Origin of the sequence: Xanthobacter pollutisoli (genome assembly GCF_040044995.1) — a bacterium.
Taxonomy (GTDB): Bacteria; Pseudomonadota; Alphaproteobacteria; order Rhizobiales; family Xanthobacteraceae; genus Xanthobacter.
Window position 1 is genome coordinate 1 of sequence record NZ_JBDZDP010000031.1, and the last position, 15,801, is coordinate 15,801.

14 protein-coding genes and 1 tRNA gene are annotated in these 15,801 nt (G+C 67.1%); 14 read left to right on the forward strand and 1 reads right to left on the reverse strand.

Going from position 1 to position 15,801, the window contains the following annotated elements; all coding sequences use genetic code 11:
• From ABLE93_RS24980 to rplA, 8 genes are all read left to right on the forward strand, one after another.
• The coding region (locus tag ABLE93_RS24980; protein WP_510183084.1) for an EF-Tu C-terminal domain-related protein at positions 1 to 173 on the forward strand (173 nt) is incomplete at its 5' end.
• Between the two features lie 104 nt (positions 174 to 277).
• On the forward strand, positions 278 to 565 hold the full coding sequence (locus tag ABLE93_RS24985) for a hypothetical protein (RefSeq protein ID WP_348842406.1): 288 nt from the start codon (positions 278 to 280) through the stop codon (positions 563 to 565).
• Between the two features lie 91 nt (positions 566 to 656).
• A complete protein-coding gene (locus tag ABLE93_RS24990) occupies positions 657 to 1,235 on the forward strand; it encodes a hypothetical protein (RefSeq protein WP_348842407.1) in 579 nt (192 codons plus the stop codon).
• A 164-nt stretch (positions 1,236 to 1,399) separates the two neighbouring features.
• Positions 1,400 to 1,476 (forward strand) — tRNA-Trp (locus tag ABLE93_RS24995).
• A 234-nt stretch (positions 1,477 to 1,710) separates the two neighbouring features.
• The gene (gene secE / locus ABLE93_RS25000) at positions 1,711 to 1,908 is read left to right on the forward strand and encodes a preprotein translocase subunit SecE (protein ID WP_348842408.1); all 198 of its coding nucleotides are present in this window, start codon (positions 1,711 to 1,713) and stop codon (positions 1,906 to 1,908) included.
• 17 nt (positions 1,909 to 1,925) lie between these two features.
• Positions 1,926 to 2,456 (forward strand): transcription termination/antitermination protein NusG, encoded by a 531-nt coding sequence (gene nusG / locus ABLE93_RS25005; protein WP_348842409.1) that lies wholly within the window; start codon positions 1,926 to 1,928, stop codon positions 2,454 to 2,456.
• A gap of 174 nt (positions 2,457 to 2,630) precedes the next feature.
• Entirely contained in the window at positions 2,631 to 3,080 is a 450-nt protein-coding gene (rplK, locus tag ABLE93_RS25010) for a 50S ribosomal protein L11 (protein ID WP_348842410.1), read from the forward strand.
• Positions 3,081 to 3,085: 5 nt separating this feature from the next.
• A complete protein-coding gene (gene rplA / locus ABLE93_RS25015) occupies positions 3,086 to 3,784 on the forward strand; it encodes a 50S ribosomal protein L1 (protein WP_348842411.1) in 699 nt (232 codons plus the stop codon).
• 130 nt (positions 3,785 to 3,914) lie between these two features.
• Here the strand turns inward: rplA and ABLE93_RS25020 are convergent, their stop codons facing one another.
• Positions 3,915 to 4,625: an outer membrane protein gene (locus ABLE93_RS25020; RefSeq protein ID WP_348842412.1), complete on the reverse strand. Its 711-nt coding sequence runs from the start codon at positions 4,623 to 4,625 to the stop codon at positions 3,915 to 3,917.
• 155 nt (positions 4,626 to 4,780) lie between these two features.
• On the opposite strand from ABLE93_RS25020, the gene ABLE93_RS25025 reads away from it, so the two are divergent.
• From ABLE93_RS25025 to rpoC, 6 genes are all read left to right on the forward strand, one after another.
• Positions 4,781 to 5,296, forward strand: a complete 516-nt coding sequence (locus ABLE93_RS25025) for a DUF2975 domain-containing protein (protein WP_348842413.1) — start codon at positions 4,781 to 4,783, stop codon at positions 5,294 to 5,296.
• Positions 5,297 to 5,301: 5 nt separating this feature from the next.
• Complete coding sequence (locus ABLE93_RS25030; RefSeq protein WP_348842414.1) at positions 5,302 to 5,529, forward strand: helix-turn-helix domain-containing protein; 228 nt, start codon at positions 5,302 to 5,304, stop codon at positions 5,527 to 5,529.
• A gap of 624 nt (positions 5,530 to 6,153) precedes the next feature.
• Positions 6,154 to 6,672, forward strand: a complete 519-nt coding sequence (rplJ, locus tag ABLE93_RS25035; RefSeq protein ID WP_348842415.1) for a 50S ribosomal protein L10 — start codon at positions 6,154 to 6,156, stop codon at positions 6,670 to 6,672.
• A gap of 68 nt (positions 6,673 to 6,740) precedes the next feature.
• Complete coding sequence (gene rplL / locus ABLE93_RS25040; RefSeq protein ID WP_348842416.1) at positions 6,741 to 7,118, forward strand: 50S ribosomal protein L7/L12; 378 nt, start codon at positions 6,741 to 6,743, stop codon at positions 7,116 to 7,118.
• 271 nt (positions 7,119 to 7,389) lie between these two features.
• Positions 7,390 to 11,466: a DNA-directed RNA polymerase subunit beta gene (gene rpoB / locus ABLE93_RS25045; RefSeq protein WP_348842417.1), complete on the forward strand. Its 4,077-nt coding sequence runs from the start codon at positions 7,390 to 7,392 to the stop codon at positions 11,464 to 11,466.
• 100 nt (positions 11,467 to 11,566) lie between these two features.
• Positions 11,567 to 15,751 (forward strand): DNA-directed RNA polymerase subunit beta', encoded by a 4,185-nt coding sequence (gene rpoC / locus ABLE93_RS25050; RefSeq protein WP_348842418.1) that lies wholly within the window; start codon positions 11,567 to 11,569, stop codon positions 15,749 to 15,751.
• Positions 15,752 to 15,801: the final 50 nt, after the last annotated feature.

Genomic DNA, 15,801 nt, shown 5'->3' on the forward strand with positions numbered 1-15,801 from the left:
TGACCGGCGTGTGCACGCTGCCCGAGGGCACCGAGATGGTGATGCCGGGGGACAACGTGTCCATGGACGTGGCGCTGATCGTGCCGATCGCCATGGAAGAGAAGCTGCGCTTCGCCATCCGCGAGGGTGGTCGTACCGTCGGCGCCGGCGTCGTCGCCGCCATCATCGAGTGATCGACGCCGGCCTGGCCGCGTGAGGCTGCTGGACCGCGTGTCCGCGGCGTGAGGAAATGGGGCGGTGCCTTCGGGCGCCGCCCTTTTCGTTTGGTCCGGCCGCAATGCGCCTGCGCCTCGTCGCCGCTATCGCCGTCCTGCTGCTCGGCGCCGCCGCAGCGGCGAAGGAGTCTTGCCCCGAGCGCCCGCCGTGCCGCGGCTGCGGCTGCAAGGGCGGACCCGGCTATCGCGGCCCGGACGGGCGCTGCGTGGGCTTTGCCGATCTGGCACGGGTCTGCGGCTCCCCGCCCACCGCCCGCTGCGTATTCGAGAACGCCCCCGGCACCGGCGCGAACCGCGCCTGCGCGACAGGCGCGGCCCAGCCCGAAGGTGCCCCACCGCCGCCACGCTGACTCCGCCACCAGGTTCCGTTGCGCTATGGCTCCGCTTCCGGTAGCTGGATGGGGAAAGGCAGGTTGGGCTGCCGGTAATTCGGGGTTGGGAATGGCGGGAAAGACGAGGGCTGCAGCCGTCGCGATGCTGTGCGCGGCGCTGGCGGGCTGCGCCACGGCCGAGCAGGTGGAGGACGCGCAGGTCAAGCGCGCCCAGAGCTGGGCCGGGCGCACTTTCATCAACGCCTATCGCTTCGCTGGCCCCATCGCCGGCTATTTCGAGCCACCTGCGGCGGGGGCCAAGGGCGGCCGCCTGCTCGTCTGGGAGGAGGGCCGGCGCGAGGTGGTGCAGGGGGAGTGGGCGATCCGCAACTTCAAGCTCTGCGTCAAGCCCAACCTCTACTACAAGGAGATGGTCATGGCGGCCTTCGACCGGGAGGCCTGCCTGGGCTTCGATTCGAGCGCGCTGGAGTTCGATCATTTCAAGGGCGACGTCTTCGGCCTCGCCACCCGGCGCGACGTGCCCTATGTGTCGAGCAAGGCCGACAACGACAAGTTCGCGGCGGTGATGCGCGCGACGCCTTATTACGGCCCGGCCAACGGCGGCTTCAGCGAGGCCTTGTTTCCGGCCCGCGACGCGCCGAAGGACACGGCGGCGCCCGAGCCCCAGGGCGGGGCCGCCGCGCAATAGGCCACCCCTTTACATGCGGCGCGGGGCCCACTAAACACACCCGTCCGCTGCGCTGGGTCACTTCCCGGCGCGGCGGAGTCTACCCTCGGGGCAGGCGGGCCTTCGCCCCCGCTTCGGGACGCCGGGTCTGCGGGCCGTGCCTTCGGGCGGGGCCGACAGGCGATAGGAGTGTAGCTCAACTGGTTAGAGCACCGGTCTCCAAAACCGGGGGTTGGGGGTTCGAGTCCCTCCACTCCTGCCATCCCCTAGGGGTTTCCCGCGGGGCGGCAGGCACGGCGAGACGGCGGAACGGGAAAGCCGGCGGCAGGGGCCGCGGCAGCCCGCCACCGTCATGGGCAAGCCCGAAGCAACGTCTCGCAAGAGCCGGCGCCGGCGGGTCACGAAATTTCATGCGGCGCGAGCCGCAGCCAGGCCGGAACCGGCCGAAGGCGCGGCAGTGGGAATGGGCGGCAACAGGAACGGACGGCAAGACGCCATGGCGAAGAACAGTCCCGTCGAATTCTTTCAGCAGGTCCGCACCGAGACCGCCAAGGTCACGTGGCCGACCCGCCGCGAGACGCTGATCACCACCGCCATGGTCTTCGTGATGGTGTTCCTGGCCTCCATCTTCTTCCTCGTCGTCGACCAGATCATCCGGTTCGGCGTCTCCACGCTCCTCACCATCGGTCAGTGAGCGGAAGGCATACAGGCATGGCCAAGCGCTGGTACATCGTTCACGCCTATTCCAACTTCGAGAAGAAGGTGGCCGACTCGATCCGCGAGCAGGCCGACCAGCGGGGCCTCGCGGAGCTGTTCGAGCAGATCCTCGTGCCCACCGAGAAGGTGGTGGAGGTGCGCCGCGGCCGGAAGGTGGATACCGAGCGCAAGTTCTTTCCCGGCTACGTGCTGGTGAAGATGGACCTCACCGACGAGGCCTTCCATCTCATCAAGAACACGCCGAAGGTCACCGGCTTCCTGGGCGCCGACAACAAGCCCATGCCGATCTCCGAGGGCGAGGCCATGCGCATCCTGCAGCAGGTGCAGGAAGGCATCGAGCGCCCGAAGCCCTCCATCTCTTTCGAGGTGGGCGAGACGGTGAAGGTGGCGGACGGGCCGTTCGCGTCCTTCAACGGCATCGTGGAAGAGGTGGACGAGAGCCGCTCGCGCGTGAAGGTGGCGGTGTCCATCTTCGGCCGCGCGACGCCGGTGGAACTGGAATTCGGTCAGGTCGAGAAGGTCTGACCGGAGCGGGCCGGCCCCTCGCAGGAGGGTCGGCCCAGGTCTGGCGCACCGCCGCACGGCGAGGCGCCGGCGTGGGAGGGATGAGGGCGTCTCGCCAAGCGCTCCTCAAGCCCGCACCACGCAATCCCGCCCGCGCCCTCCTGGGGGCCGCGGCGCATTTTGGGAGTTGTTGAAATGGCGAAGAAAATTACGGGTTACATCAAGCTGCAGGTGCCCGCCGGCAGCGCCAATCCGGCCCCGCCGATCGGCCCCGCGCTGGGTCAGCGCGGCCTGAACATCATGGAATTCTGCAAGGCCTTCAACGCCCAGACGGCGCAGCTCGAGAAGGGCATGCCGATCCCGGTGGTGATCACGGCCTATCAGGACCGCTCCTTCACCTTCGAGCTGAAGACCCCGCCGGTCTCCTACTTCCTCAAGAAGGCCGCCGGCCTCGAGACGAAGAAGAAGCCCGGCTCGGGCTCGAAGACGCCCGGCAAGGGCACCTTCGTCGGCAAGGTCACGCGCGCCCAGCTCGCCGAGATCGCCGAGAAGAAGATGAAGGATCTGAACTGCGAGACCGTCGAGGCCGCCGTCCAGATGATCGAAGGTTCGGCCCGCTCCATGGGCCTGCAGGTTCAGGGGTGAGCGCCATGGCGAAGCAAGGCAAGCGCGTCCGCGCCATCAATGAGGGCATCGACCGGGTCAAGCTCTACGGGCTCGACGAGGCTCTCACGCTCCTGAAGGAGCGTGCCACCGCCAAGTTCGACGAGACCATCGAGGTCGCGCTGAACCTCGGCGTCGATCCCCGCCATGCCGACCAGATGGTCCGCGGCGTGTGCAACCTGCCCAACGGCTCGGGCCGTACCGTGCGCGTGGCGGTGTTCGCCCGCGGCGCCAAGGCCGACGAGGCCAAGGCTGCCGGCGCCGACATCGTGGGCGCCGAGGACCTGCTGGAGACCATCCAGGGCGGCAAGATCGAGTTCGATCGCTGCATCGCCACCCCGGACCTGATGCCGCTCGTCGGCCGTCTCGGCAAGGTGCTCGGCCCGCGCGGCCTGATGCCGAACCCCAAGGTCGGCACCGTGACCATGGACGTGAAGGGCGCCGTCGCCGCCGCCAAGGGCGGCGCGGTGGAGTTCCGCGTCGAGAAGGCCGGCATCATCCACGGCGGCGTGGGCAAGGCCTCCTTCCCGGCCGACAAGCTGGCCGAGAACATCCGCGCCTTCGTGGACGCGGTGGTGAAGGCCAAGCCGGCCGGCGCCAAGGGCACCTACCTGCAGCGCGTGGCGGTCTCCTCCACCATGGGCCCGGGCATCAAGGTGGAGCCGTCCTCCGTGCTCACCGCCTGAGCCGACTGACGTTCCAGAAAGACGGAAAGGCCCGGCGCGCTGCGCCGGGCCTTTCTTTTTGGCCGGTGCGGTTGCGGACGCACCGGCCCACGCCTGCCGCGACGGGGCGATGTCGCGGCAGGCGTGGCCCTCAGAACCGGTGGGCGATACCGGCCTTGAGGGTATGGGCATCGAGGGTCGAGGCCGTCCAGGCGCCGGCAGGTCCGCCCAGGGCGGCGCCGTTCGCGGTCATCTCCCCGAAGTCGAAATATTGATATTCCGCCCGAAGCAGCCACCGGCCCGCCAGCGCCTGCTCGACGCCGGCGCCCGCGGTCCAGCCGGCATTGGCCTCCACCCGCCAGGCATCGAGGCCGGGTCCCTGCACCTCAAGCTTCGGCCAGGCGAGGGCGACGCCGCCCTTGCCATAGATCAGCGTGCCGGTGCCCAGCACCACGCCGAGCCGGCCGGTGAGGGCGCCATAGGCGCCGATGTGGGTCGAGACCTCCGCGCCGCCCAGCGGCTGGAGCGCGCTGCCGGAGATGCCCATGTAGCCGATCTCCACCTCGGCGCCCGCAAGGAAGGCGCCGGAGCGCCAGTTGTATCCGCCGTATCCCGCGGCCAGCGCGCCGTCGGTGTCGAAGCTGAAGGCCGAGGCGCCGGCCAGACCGCCGTCCGCCTGGGTCGCCCCGCGGCCGTAGCCCGCGGCGATGCCGAGGTAGAAGCCGGCGAAGGGATCCTCGGGCAACGGCGCCACGCCCTTCACGACGGGCGCAGCGGAGAGATCGGCGGCGCTGGCGCTCGCCAAGGGGTTAAGGCCGGCGAGCGCGGCAATCAGCAAAAAGCGGGCGAGAGGATCGGTCATGGGACGCATTTCTCCGTGGGGAGCGACGGCCGGGGAGCCGCCCCCTCGCCCAGGTGACTGGCCCGCCTTCATCGCCCATGCTATGAGCATAACGATACAGGTAATGAACTTTACGTAAAACAATAAAAAAATAACGTCAAGATGGAGGTGAGGGGATGGCGTCGTCGCTTTTCGCCCGGCATGGGCGCCACATCGCCCTGGCGCTAATGGTGGCCATCGTGGGCTGGCCGGTGCTCGCCTGGCTGCATCCGGTGCCCTGGACGCAGAACGTGGTGGAGCGCCTCGCCCTTCCCGACGGGCCGGCGTTGCCGGCGGCTCTGGAGCACGTCCTGATGGTGGCCGGGCTGCTGCCGCTCGCCGTTGCGGCCTATGGCTTCTATGAGGCTGCCCGCTTCTTCGGCCGGGTGGAGCGGGGCCGGGCGTTCAGCCTCGATGCGGTGGAGGCGCTGCGGCGGTTCGGGCTCGCCTTGCTGGCGGCCGCGGTGCTGATCCCGCTGCTGCGGCTTGCCGTGGTGCTGGGGGAGGGGACAGCCGACCCCATGGCGGTGCTGGCCGCCGTGCTGCGCCTGGGCCCCATCGTGCTGGCGGGCATCGCCGGCGTGGTCCTGGCCTTCTCGGCCATCCTGCGCGAGGCGGTCACCCTCGCGGAAGAAAACGCGAGCTTCGTCTGAGCATCATGCCCATCCTCGTGACCCTCGACGTCATGCTCGCCCGGCGCAAGGTGCGCGCCCGCGATCTCGCCCAGCGGATCGGCATTTCCGAGGTGAACCTCTCATTGCTCAAGTCGGGCAAGGTGAAGGGCGTGCGCTTCGAGACGCTGGAGAAGATCTGCGAGGCGCTGGACTGCCAGCCCGGCGACATCCTCGCCTTCCAGCCCCCCGATACCCCCGACGCAGGCGATTGACGCGGGCCAGCCACGGAGAAGGGGCCGCCGTCAAGCAAAAAATGCGCAAGGGGGTGACAAGGCCCCGGCGACTCATTATAGAGGTGCGTTCCGGGTCGGCGACGATCCGCATTCGTTTTGGAACTTTCGCCCGTGACCCGGGCGGGAGGGCTGGGAGGGTTCGCCCGCCCGGCCTTATCGTCTGTCAGGCGTCCGTCCGCAGTCCCATGGCTTGCCAGGGGATGGAGGGGCGAACCGGCAGGCGAAGGTCCTGTCCGAGACTGCCGGCGCCCTGATGTTCGCTCATATGAGCGCAGGATCAAGGCTTAATTCCCGCAATCGCCCGTCCGGGCGGTCCCAAGGGGAGCCAGCATAGACGGGGAAGAGCAGATTCAAGGCCTCCGCCGGCGTGCCGGCCGGAGTTGAAGATCGGTTCGGAACCAGCGCCTTGCGCTCCGCGACACGGTTCTCCGTGCCCCGGGCAAAAGGGGACAGGGCATGTGAGCGTCGCAGATGGCGGCCTTCCATGTCGTGAACGACAGGTTGGCCGCAGGATGCGGCAAGGCGCAACCGGCGGAGCCGAAGGCCTGGGGCATGACCGCCCCCGCGCCGTCGGACCCGCCACAGGCTTAAAGAGAGCCAGACGTGGATCGAGCGGAAAAACAAGAGCTCGTCACGACGCTCACGGATGTGTTCAAGAACACCTCCGTCGTCGTGGTCGCCCACTATTCCGGCCTCACCGTGGCCCAGATGTCGAAACTCCGTCGACAGATGAAGGCCGAGGGTGCGTCCGTGAAGGTGGCCAAGAACCGCCTCGCCAAGATCGCTCTGGAAGGCTCCGACGTCGCCCATGTGGCGTCCCTGCTGAAGGGACCCACGCTGATCGCTTATTCCAGCGATCCGGTGGCGGCGCCGAAGGTTGCCGTCGAGTTCGCCAAGGGCAACGACAAGTTCGTGATCCTCGGCGGCGCGATGGGCAAGACGGCCCTCAATGTGGACGGTGTGAAGGCGCTCGCCACACTCCCGTCCCTGGACGAACTGCGTGCAAAGCTGGTTGGCCTCATCCAGGCCCCGGCGACCAAGATCGCGCAGCTCACCACGGCACCGGCGGCCAAGCTCGCCCGCGTGTTCGGGGCCTATGCCAAGCAGGACGAAGCAGCGTGAGGATGCGGCCGCTGAATGCGGCCTGATCTCGCAATTCCAAAATCCGAACCTATCTTAAGGAATATCCCATGGCTGACCTGACCAAGCTCGTCGACGAGCTGTCCTCCCTCACCGTCCTCGAGGCCGCCGAGCTGGCGAAGCTCCTCGAAGAGAAGTGGGGCGTTTCCGCCGCTGCCGCCGTGGCCGTGGCCGCTGCCCCCGGCGCCGGCGCTGCCGCCGCCGCGGTGGAAGAGCAGACCGAGTTCACGGTCATGCTGGCTGCCGCCGGCGACAAGAAGATCGAGGTCATCAAGGAAGTCCGCGCCATCACCGGCCTCGGCCTCAAGGAAGCCAAGGACCTGGTGGAAGGCGCTCCGAAGCCCGTCAAGGAAGGCGTGTCCAAGGACGAGGCCGAGAAGCTCAAGGCCCAGCTCGAGAAGGCTGGCGCCAAGGTCGAGCTCAAGTGAGCTTGTGACGTTCCGGGTCCCGGCTTCGGCCGGGGCCCGTTTCCGATGCCGGCGCGAGCCGGCGTTTCGCGACGGTTCTCCCGGCAGCCTTAGCCTCCAGGGCGCGGCTGCCGGGAGAGCCGTCATGGTGCTGAAAGGGGATGGCGTTTCGCCCCCAACCCTTGAGCGCACGATGGCTGATTGAGGTTTCCGGTGCCGGCGCGGCGAGCCCGCCTTCGATTGAGAAGGCCAGGGTGCCGGCCCCGAGGGGACCAGACGGACGAGGATCGAGATGGCGCAAACGTTCACCGGTCGTAAGCGGATCCGCAAGTTCTTCGGCAAGATCAAGGAAGTGGCCGAGATGCCGAACCTCATCGAGGTTCAGAAGGCGTCCTACGACCAGTTCCTCCAGATCGAAGAACCGAAGGGCGGACGCGACGACGACGGTCTGCAGGCGGTGTTCAAGTCGGTATTCCCCATCTCCGACTTCTCCGGCGCGGCCATGCTGGAGTTCGTGCGCTACGAGTTCGAGCCGCCCAAGTATGACGTGGACGAGTGCCGCCAGCGCGGCATGACGTTTGCTGCCCCGCTCAAGGTGACGCTCCGCCTCATCGTGTTCGATGTGGATCCCGATACCGGCGCCAAGTCGGTGAAGGACATCAAGGAGCAGGACGTCTACACCGGCGACATTCCGCTGATGACCATGAACGGCACGTTCATCGTCAACGGCACAGAGCGCGTGATCGTCTCCCAGATGCACCGCTCGCCGGGCGTGTTCTTCGACCACGACAAGGGCAAGACCCACTCCTCGGGCAAGCTGCTGTTCGCGGCGCGCATCATCCCCTATCGCGGCTCCTGGCTCGACATCGAGTTCGACGCCAAGGACATCGTCTACGCCCGCATCGACCGGCGCCGGAAGATTCCGGTGACGAGCCTGCTCTATGCCCTCGGCCTCGACAACGAGGAGATCCTCTCGACCTTCTACGAGAAGATCCCCTACGAGCGCGCCAAGGGCGGCTGGCGCATGCCGTTCGATCCCAAGCGCATGAAGGGCTACAAGGCTGTCGCGGACCTGGTGGACGCCGACACCGGCGAGGTCGTGCTCGAGGCCGGCAAGAAGCTGACTGTCCGCGCCGCCCGCCAGCTGGCGGAAAAGGGCCTTAAGGCCCTGAAGATCTCCGACGAGGAGATGGTCGGCCAGTACATCGCCGAGGACCTCGTGGACCTCGCCTCGGGCGAGATCCACGCCGAGGCCGGCGACGAGATCACCGAGAAGGCGCTGAAGCTGCTCGAGGAGGCCGGCTACAACGAGATCCCGGTCCTCGACATCGACCACGTCAACACCGGCGCCTATATCCGCAACACCCTGGTGGCGGACAAGAACGTGTCCCGCGAGGACGCGCTCTTCGACATCTACCGCGTGATGCGCCCCGGCGAGCCGCCGACGCTCGACAGCGCCCAGGCGATGTTCCACTCGCTGTTCTTCGATCCCGAGCGCTACGACCTCTCCGCGGTCGGCCGCGTGAAGATGAACATGCGCCTCGACCTCGACTGCCCCGACACCGTGCGCGTGCTGCGCCGCGAGGACATCCTCTCGGTCATCAGGACGCTGGTGGAGCTGCGCGACGGCAAGGGCGAGATCGACGACATCGACCATCTCGGCAACCGCCGCGTCCGCTCGGTGGGCGAGCTGATGGAGAACCAGTACCGCGTCGGCCTGCTGCGCATGGAGCGCGCCATCAAGGAGCGCATGTCGTCCGTCGACATCGACACCGTGATGCCGCAGGACCTCATCAATGCGAAGCCGGTAGCCGCCGCGGTGCGCGAGTTCTTCGGCTCCTCGCAGCTGTCGCAGTTCATGGACCAGACCAACCCGCTCTCCGAGATCACGCACAAGCGGCGTCTTTCGGCGCTCGGCCCGGGCGGTCTGACCCGCGAGCGCGCGGGCTTCGAGGTGCGCGACGTGCACCCGACTCACTACGGCCGCATCTGCCCCATCGAGACGCCGGAAGGCCCGAACATCGGCCTCATCAACTCGCTGGCGACCTTCGCCCGGGTGAACAAGTACGGCTTCATCGAGGCGCCCTACCGCCGCGTGGTGGACACCAAGGTCACCGACGAGGTGGTCTATCTCTCCGCCATGGAGGAGGGGAAGTACTACGTCGCGCAGGCGAACATCCCGCTCGACAAGGACGGCCGCTTCGAAGAGGACCTCGTGGTCTGCCGCCACGCCGGCGACGTGCTGCTGGTGACGCCGGACCGCGTCGACTTCATGGACGTGTCGCCCAAGCAGCTGGTGTCGGTGGCAGCGGCGCTCATCCCGTTCCTTGAGAACGACGACGCCAATCGCGCGCTCATGGGCTCCAACATGCAGCGCCAGGCGGTCCCGCTGGTGCGCTCGCAGGCGCCGCTCGTGGGCACCGGCATGGAGGCCGTGGTGGCCCGGGATTCCGGCGCCGCCATCGCCGCCCGCCGCACCGGCGTCATCGACCAGGTGGACGCGACCCGTATCGTCATCCGCGCCACGGAAGAGGCCGATCCGTCCAAGTCGGGCGTCGACATCTACCGGCTGATGAAGTTCCAGCGCTCCAACCAGTCCACTTGCATCAACCAGCGACCGCTGGTGCGTGTGGGCGACCAGGTGAAGAAGGGCGACATCATCGCCGACGGCCCGTCCACGGAGCTCGGCGAGCTGGCGCTCGGCCGCAATGTGCTCGTCGCCTTCATGCCGTGGAACGGCTACAACTTCGAGGACTCGATCCTGCTCTCGGAGAACATCGTCAAGGAAGACGTGTTCACCTCGATCCACATCGAGGAATTCGAGTGCATGGCCCGCGACACCAAGCTCGGGCCCGAGGAAATCACCCGCGACATTCCCAACGTCTCTGAAGAGGCGCTGAAGAATCTCGACGAGGCCGGCATCGTCTACATCGGCGCCGAGGTCCGCGCCGGCGACATTCTGGTGGGCAAGATCACCCCCAAGGGCGAAAGCCCGATGACGCCGGAAGAGAAGCTGCTGCGCGCCATCTTCGGCGAGAAGGCTGCCGACGTGCGCGACACCTCCCTGCGCCTGCCGCCGGGCACCACGGGCACCATCGTCGAGGTGCGCGTGTTCAACCGGCACGGCGTGGACAAGGACGAGCGTGCGCTGGCCATCGAGCGCGAGGAGATCGAGCGTCTCGCCAAGGACCGCGACGACGAGCAGGCGATCCTCGACCGCAACGTCTACGGCCGCCTCACCGAGATCCTGGACGGTAAGGTCGCCATCGCGGGGCCCAAGGGCTTCAAGAAGGAGACCGAGGTCACCCGCGACATCCTCGGCGAGTATCCGCGCTCGCAGTGGTGGCTGTTCGCCGTGGCGGACGATGCCATCATGGCCGAGCTGGAAGCCATCCGCGCCCAGTATGACGACTCCAAGAAGCGGCTCGAGCAGCGCTTCCTGGACAAGGTCGAGAAGCTGCAGCGCGGCGACGAGCTGCCCCCCGGCGTGATGAAGATGGTCAAGGTCTTCGTCGCGGTGAAGCGCAAGATCCAGCCCGGCGACAAGATGGCCGGACGCCACGGCAACAAGGGCGTGGTCTCGCGCATCGTGCCGGTGGAGGACATGCCCTTCCTGGAGGACGGCACCAACGTCGACATCGTGCTGAACCCGCTGGGCGTGCCCTCGCGCATGAACGTCGGGCAGATTCTGGAGACGCATCTGGGCTGGGCCTGCGCGGGCCTCGGCCGGCAGGTGGCGCAGGCGATCGAGGCCTATTATGGCAAGCAGGATCTGAAGCCCCTGCGCGATCGGCTGGAGACCATCTACGGCAAGAGCGAGATCGAGCAGCTCAAGGATTCCGAGCTGCCCGAGCTGGGCGAGAACCTGCGCAAGGGCGTGCCGATGGCCACCCCGGTCTTCGATGGCGCCCACGAGGCGGACATCGAGAAGGAGCTGGAACGGGCGGGGCTCGATGCCTCCGGCCAGTCCACGCTCTACGACGGGCGCACCGGCGAGCCGTTCGATCGTAAGGTGACGGTCGGCTACATCTACATGCTGAAGCTGCATCACCTGGTCGACGACAAGATCCACGCCCGGTCCATCGGCCCCTACTCGCTCGTCACCCAGCAGCCCCTGGGCGGCAAGGCGCAGTTCGGCGGCCAGCGCTTCGGCGAAATGGAGGTGTGGGCCCTCGAAGCCTACGGCGCCGCCTACACGCTGCAGGAGATGCTGACCGTGAAGTCGGACGACGTGGCCGGCCGCACCAAGGTCTACGAGGCCATCGTGCGCGGCGAGGACACGTTCGAGAGCGGCATTCCCGAGAGCTTCAACGTGCTCGTGAAGGAAATGCGCTCGCTCGGCCTCAACGTCGATCTCGAGAACACCTGACGGGCCATTGCCCCGTCTTCCCGCGAAAGCGGATCGGCCGACCGGCGCTTGTGCCGGTCGGCGTGACAGTTAAAGGCCCACTTCGTTTGGGAGCCAGCTCATGAACCAGGAAATCCTGAACGTCTTCAATCCGACCGTTCCGGCCCCGACCTTCAACCAGATCCGCATCTCCATCGCGAGCCCGGAGAAGATCAAGTCCTGGTCCTACGGCGAGATCAAGAAGCCGGAGACCATCAACTACCGCACGTTCAAGCCCGAGCGCGACGGCCTGTTCTGCGCGCGCATCTTCGGTCCCATCAAGGACTACGAGTGCCTGTGCGGCAAGTACAAGCGGATGAAGTACAAGGGCATCATCTGCGAGAAGTGCGGCGTGGAGGTCACCCTCTCGCGCGTGCGGCGCGAGCGCATGGGCCACATCGAGCTCGCCGCCCCTGTGGCGCACATCTGGTTCCTGAAGTCGCTGCCCTCGCGCATCGGCCTGCTGCTCGACATGACGCTCAAGGACCTCGAGCGCATCCTGTACTTCGAGTATTTCGTCGTTACCGAGCCGGGCATCACCAAGCTCAAGTACCGTCAGCTCCTCTCCGAGGACGACTACCTGCGCGCCCAGGACGAGTATGGCGAGGCGAGCTTCACCGCCATGATCGGCGCGGAGGCCATCCGTGAGCTGCTGCGCTCCATGGACCTCGACAAGATCGCCGCCGACCTGCGGGTGGAGATCTCCGAGGCCACCACCGAGCTGAAGCCCAAGAAGCTCGCCAAGCGGCTGAAGATCGTCGAGGCCTTCCAGCAGTCCGGCAACAAGCCGGAGTGGATGATCCTCACCCACGTGCCGGTCATCCCGCCGGACCTGCGCCCGCTCGTCCCCCTGGACGGCGGTCGCTTCGCCACGTCCGACCTCAACGACCTCTACCGCCGCGTCATCAACCGCAACAACCGCCTCAAGCGGCTGATCGAGCTGCGCGCGCCGGACATCATCATCCGCAACGAGAAGCGCATGCTTCAGGAGGCGGTGGACGCGCTGTTCGACAACGGCCGCCGCGGCCGCGTCATCACCGGCGCCAACAAGCGGCCGCTGAAGTCGCTCGCCGACATGCTGAAGGGCAAGCAGGGCCGGTTCCGCCAGAACCTGCTCGGCAAGCGCGTGGACTATTCCGGCCGCTCGGTGATCGTGGTGGGGCCCGAGCTGAAGCTGCACCAGTGCGGCCTGCCCAAGAAGATGGCGCTGGAGCTGTTCAAGCCCTTCATCTACTCGCGCCTCGACGCGAAGGGCCATTCGGCCACGGTGAAGCAGGCCAAGAAGCTGGTGGAGAAGGAGCGTCCCGAGGTGTGGGACATCCTCGACGAGGTCATCCGCGAGCACCCGGTGATGCTGAACCGCGCGCCGACGCTCCACCGCCTCGGCATCCAGGCGTTCGAGCCGGTGCTCATCGAGGGCAAGGCGATCCAGCTGCACCCGCTCGTCTGCTCGGCCTTCAACGCCGACTTCGACGGCGACCAGATGGCCGTGCACGTCCCGCTGTCGCTGGAAGCGCAGCTGGAAGCCCGCGTGCTGATGATGTCCACCAACAACATCCTGCACCCGGCCAACGGCGCGCCCATCATCGTGCCGTCGCAGGACATCGTGCTCGGTCTCTACTACCTCTCCATCATGAAGGAGAACGAGCCGGGCGAGGGCATGATGTTCGCCAACATGGCGGAGATCGACCACGCGCTGAACGCCAAGGCGATCACCCTCGCCACCAAGATCCGCGGCCGCTACATCGGCGTCGACGCCGAGGGCAAGTCGTACTCCAAGATCTATGAGACCACCCCCGGTCGCATGAAGATCGGCGAGCTCCTGCCGAGGCATCCAAAGCTCTCCTTCGACGTCGTCAACAAGCTGATGACGAAGAAGGAAATCTCCAACATGATCGATGCCGTCTACCGGCACTGCGGTCAGAAGGAGAGCGTGATCTTCTGCGACCGCATCATGGCGCTCGGCTTCTACAACGCGTTCCGCGCCGGCATCTCGTTCGGCAAGGACGACATGGTGGTGCCGAAGAAGAAGTGGGACCTGGTCGAGGAGACCCGCGCGCTCACCAAGGAATACGAGCAGCAGTACAACGACGGCCTCATCACCCAGGGCGAGAAGTACAACAAGGTGGTCGACGCCTGGGGCAAGTGCACGGACCGCATCGCCGACGAGATGATGAAGGAAATCTCGGCGGTGAAGAAGGACCCGAAGACCGGGCGCGAGAAGCAGATCAACTCGATCTACATGATGAGCCACTCCGGAGCGCGTGGGTCGCCGGCGCAGATGAAGCAGCTCGCGGGCATGCGCGGCCTCATGGCCAAGCCCTCGGGCGAGATCATCGAGAGCCCGATCATCTCGAACTTCAAGGAAGGCCTCACCGTGATGGAGTACTTCAACTCCACCCACGGCGCGCGCAAGGGCCTTGCCGACACCGCCTTGAAGACCGCGAACTCGGGCTACCTCACTCGCCGCCTCGTGGACGTGGCGCAGGATTCCATCATCACCGAGCGCGACTGCGGCTCGGAGAAGGGGATCCACATGCGCGCCATCATCGACGCGGGCCAGATCGTGGCGTCGCTCGCCTCGCGCGTCCTCGGCCGCACCGCGGCGGAGGACGTGGTGGAGCCGGCGACCGGCACCGTCATCGTGCCCCGTGGCACGATGATCGAGGAATGGCACGTCGAGCGGATCAACAAGTCCGGCATCCAGGAAATTAAGATCCGGTCGGTGCTGACCTGCGAGACCCGCAATGGCGTGTGCGGCACCTGCTACGGGCGCGACCTCGCCCGCGGCACGCCGGTCAACATGGGCGAGGCGGTGGGCGTCATCGCCGCCCAGTCCATCGGTGAGCCGGGCACCCAGCTCACCATGCGCACCTTCCACATCGGCGGCGCGGCGACCCTCGCCGACTCGTCCTTCGTGGAATCGAACTTCGAGGGCACCGTCCGCATCCGCAACCGCAACGTGGCGCGGAACTCGGATGGTGACCTCGTGGTCATGGGCCGCAACCTCGCGGTGGTGATCGTCGACCACGACGGCACCGAGCGCGCGGTGAACCGCGTCCAGTACGGCGCCCGCCTCAAGGTGGACGAGGGCGACACCATCAAGCGCGGCCAGCGCATCGCCGAGTGGGACCCCTACACCCGTCCCATCCTCTCCGAGGTGGACGGCACGGTGGCCTTCGAGGATCTGGTGGAAGGCTCGTCCATGAACGAGACGGTCGACGAGTCGACCGGCATCGCCAAGCGCGTGGTGACGGATTCGCGGTCCGGCCGCGGTCCGGAATTGCGCCCCGCCATCCTCATCAAGGGGAAGGACGGCAAGGTCATCAAGCTGCCCCGCGGCGGCGACGCCCGCTATGCGCTGCCGGTGGAGGCCATTCTCTCGGCCGACCCGAACCAGCACATCAAGGCCGGCGACGCGGTGGCCCGCGTGCCCATGGAGAGCGCCAAGACCCGCGACATCACGGGCGGTCTGCCGCGCGTGGCGGAGCTGTTCGAGGCGCGCCGTCCCAAGGACGCGGCCATCATCGCGGAGATCTCCGGCACCATCCGGTTCGGCCGCGACTACAAGAACAAGCGCCGCCTCTCCATCGAGCCGGCGGACGGCGGGGATCCGGTGGAGTACCTGATCCCGAAGGGCAAGCACATCCATCTCCAGGACGGCGACGTGGTGGAGAAGGGCGACTTCATCGTGGACGGCAACCCGGCGCCGCACGACATCCTGGCGATCAAGGGCGTGGAAGAGCTCGCCGCCTTCCTCGTCAACGAGATCCAGGAGGTCTACCGGCTCCAGGGCGTGAACATCAACGACAAGCACATCGAGGTCATCGTCCGCAACATGCTCCAGAAGGTGGAGATCGACGACGCCGGGGAGACCGACTTCCTCGACGGCGAGCAGGTCGACCGCCTGGAGTTCATCGAGGCGAACGAGAAGGCGGCGGAAGAGGCCAAGAAGCCCGCCACCGGCCACCCGGTGCTGCTGGGCATCACCAAGGCGAGCCTGCAGACGCGCTCCTTCTTCTCGGCGGCGTCCTTCCAGGAGACCACCCGCGTCCTCACCGAGGCGGCGGTCAACGGCAAGGTCGATCCGCTCGACGGCCTGAAGGAGAACGTCATCGTCGGCCGCCTCATCCCGGCCGGTACCGGTGCCCAGATGAACCGCCTGCGTACGATCGCCACCAACCGCGACGACCTCATCGTCGCCACCCGTGACGAGCAGGGCGAGGGCCAGTCCCTGGTGGAAGGCCCCGCCGACGCGGCGGAGTGATCCGACGCCACGCGCCCGAAACGTTCAAGATCGAGAAGGCCGCCCCTCCG

What these genes read in the sequence shown, in the direction of transcription:
- ABLE93_RS24985 (WP_348842406.1), top strand. Translation starts at nt 278, where the DNA reads ATGCGCCTGCGCCTCGTCGCCGCTATCGCCGTCCTGCTGCTCGGCGCC.
- ABLE93_RS24990 (WP_348842407.1), top strand. Translation starts at nt 657, where the DNA reads ATGGCGGGAAAGACGAGGGCTGCAGCCGTCGCGATGCTGTGCGCGGCG.
- secE (WP_348842408.1), top strand. Translation starts at nt 1,711, where the DNA reads ATGGCGAAGAACAGTCCCGTCGAATTCTTTCAGCAGGTCCGCACCGAG.
- nusG (WP_348842409.1), top strand. Translation starts at nt 1,926, where the DNA reads ATGGCCAAGCGCTGGTACATCGTTCACGCCTATTCCAACTTCGAGAAG.
- rplK (WP_348842410.1), top strand. Translation starts at nt 2,631, where the DNA reads ATGGCGAAGAAAATTACGGGTTACATCAAGCTGCAGGTGCCCGCCGGC.
- rplA (WP_348842411.1), top strand. Translation starts at nt 3,086, where the DNA reads ATGGCGAAGCAAGGCAAGCGCGTCCGCGCCATCAATGAGGGCATCGAC.
- ABLE93_RS25020 (WP_348842412.1), bottom strand. Translation starts at nt 4,625, where the DNA reads ATGACCGATCCTCTCGCCCGCTTTTTGCTGATTGCCGCGCTCGCCGGC.
- ABLE93_RS25025 (WP_348842413.1), top strand. Translation starts at nt 4,781, where the DNA reads ATGGCGTCGTCGCTTTTCGCCCGGCATGGGCGCCACATCGCCCTGGCG.
- ABLE93_RS25030 (WP_348842414.1), top strand. Translation starts at nt 5,302, where the DNA reads ATGCCCATCCTCGTGACCCTCGACGTCATGCTCGCCCGGCGCAAGGTG.
- rplL (WP_348842416.1), top strand. Translation starts at nt 6,741, where the DNA reads ATGGCTGACCTGACCAAGCTCGTCGACGAGCTGTCCTCCCTCACCGTC.
- rpoB (WP_348842417.1), top strand. Translation starts at nt 7,390, where the DNA reads ATGGCGCAAACGTTCACCGGTCGTAAGCGGATCCGCAAGTTCTTCGGC.
- rpoC (WP_348842418.1), top strand. Translation starts at nt 11,567, where the DNA reads ATGAACCAGGAAATCCTGAACGTCTTCAATCCGACCGTTCCGGCCCCG.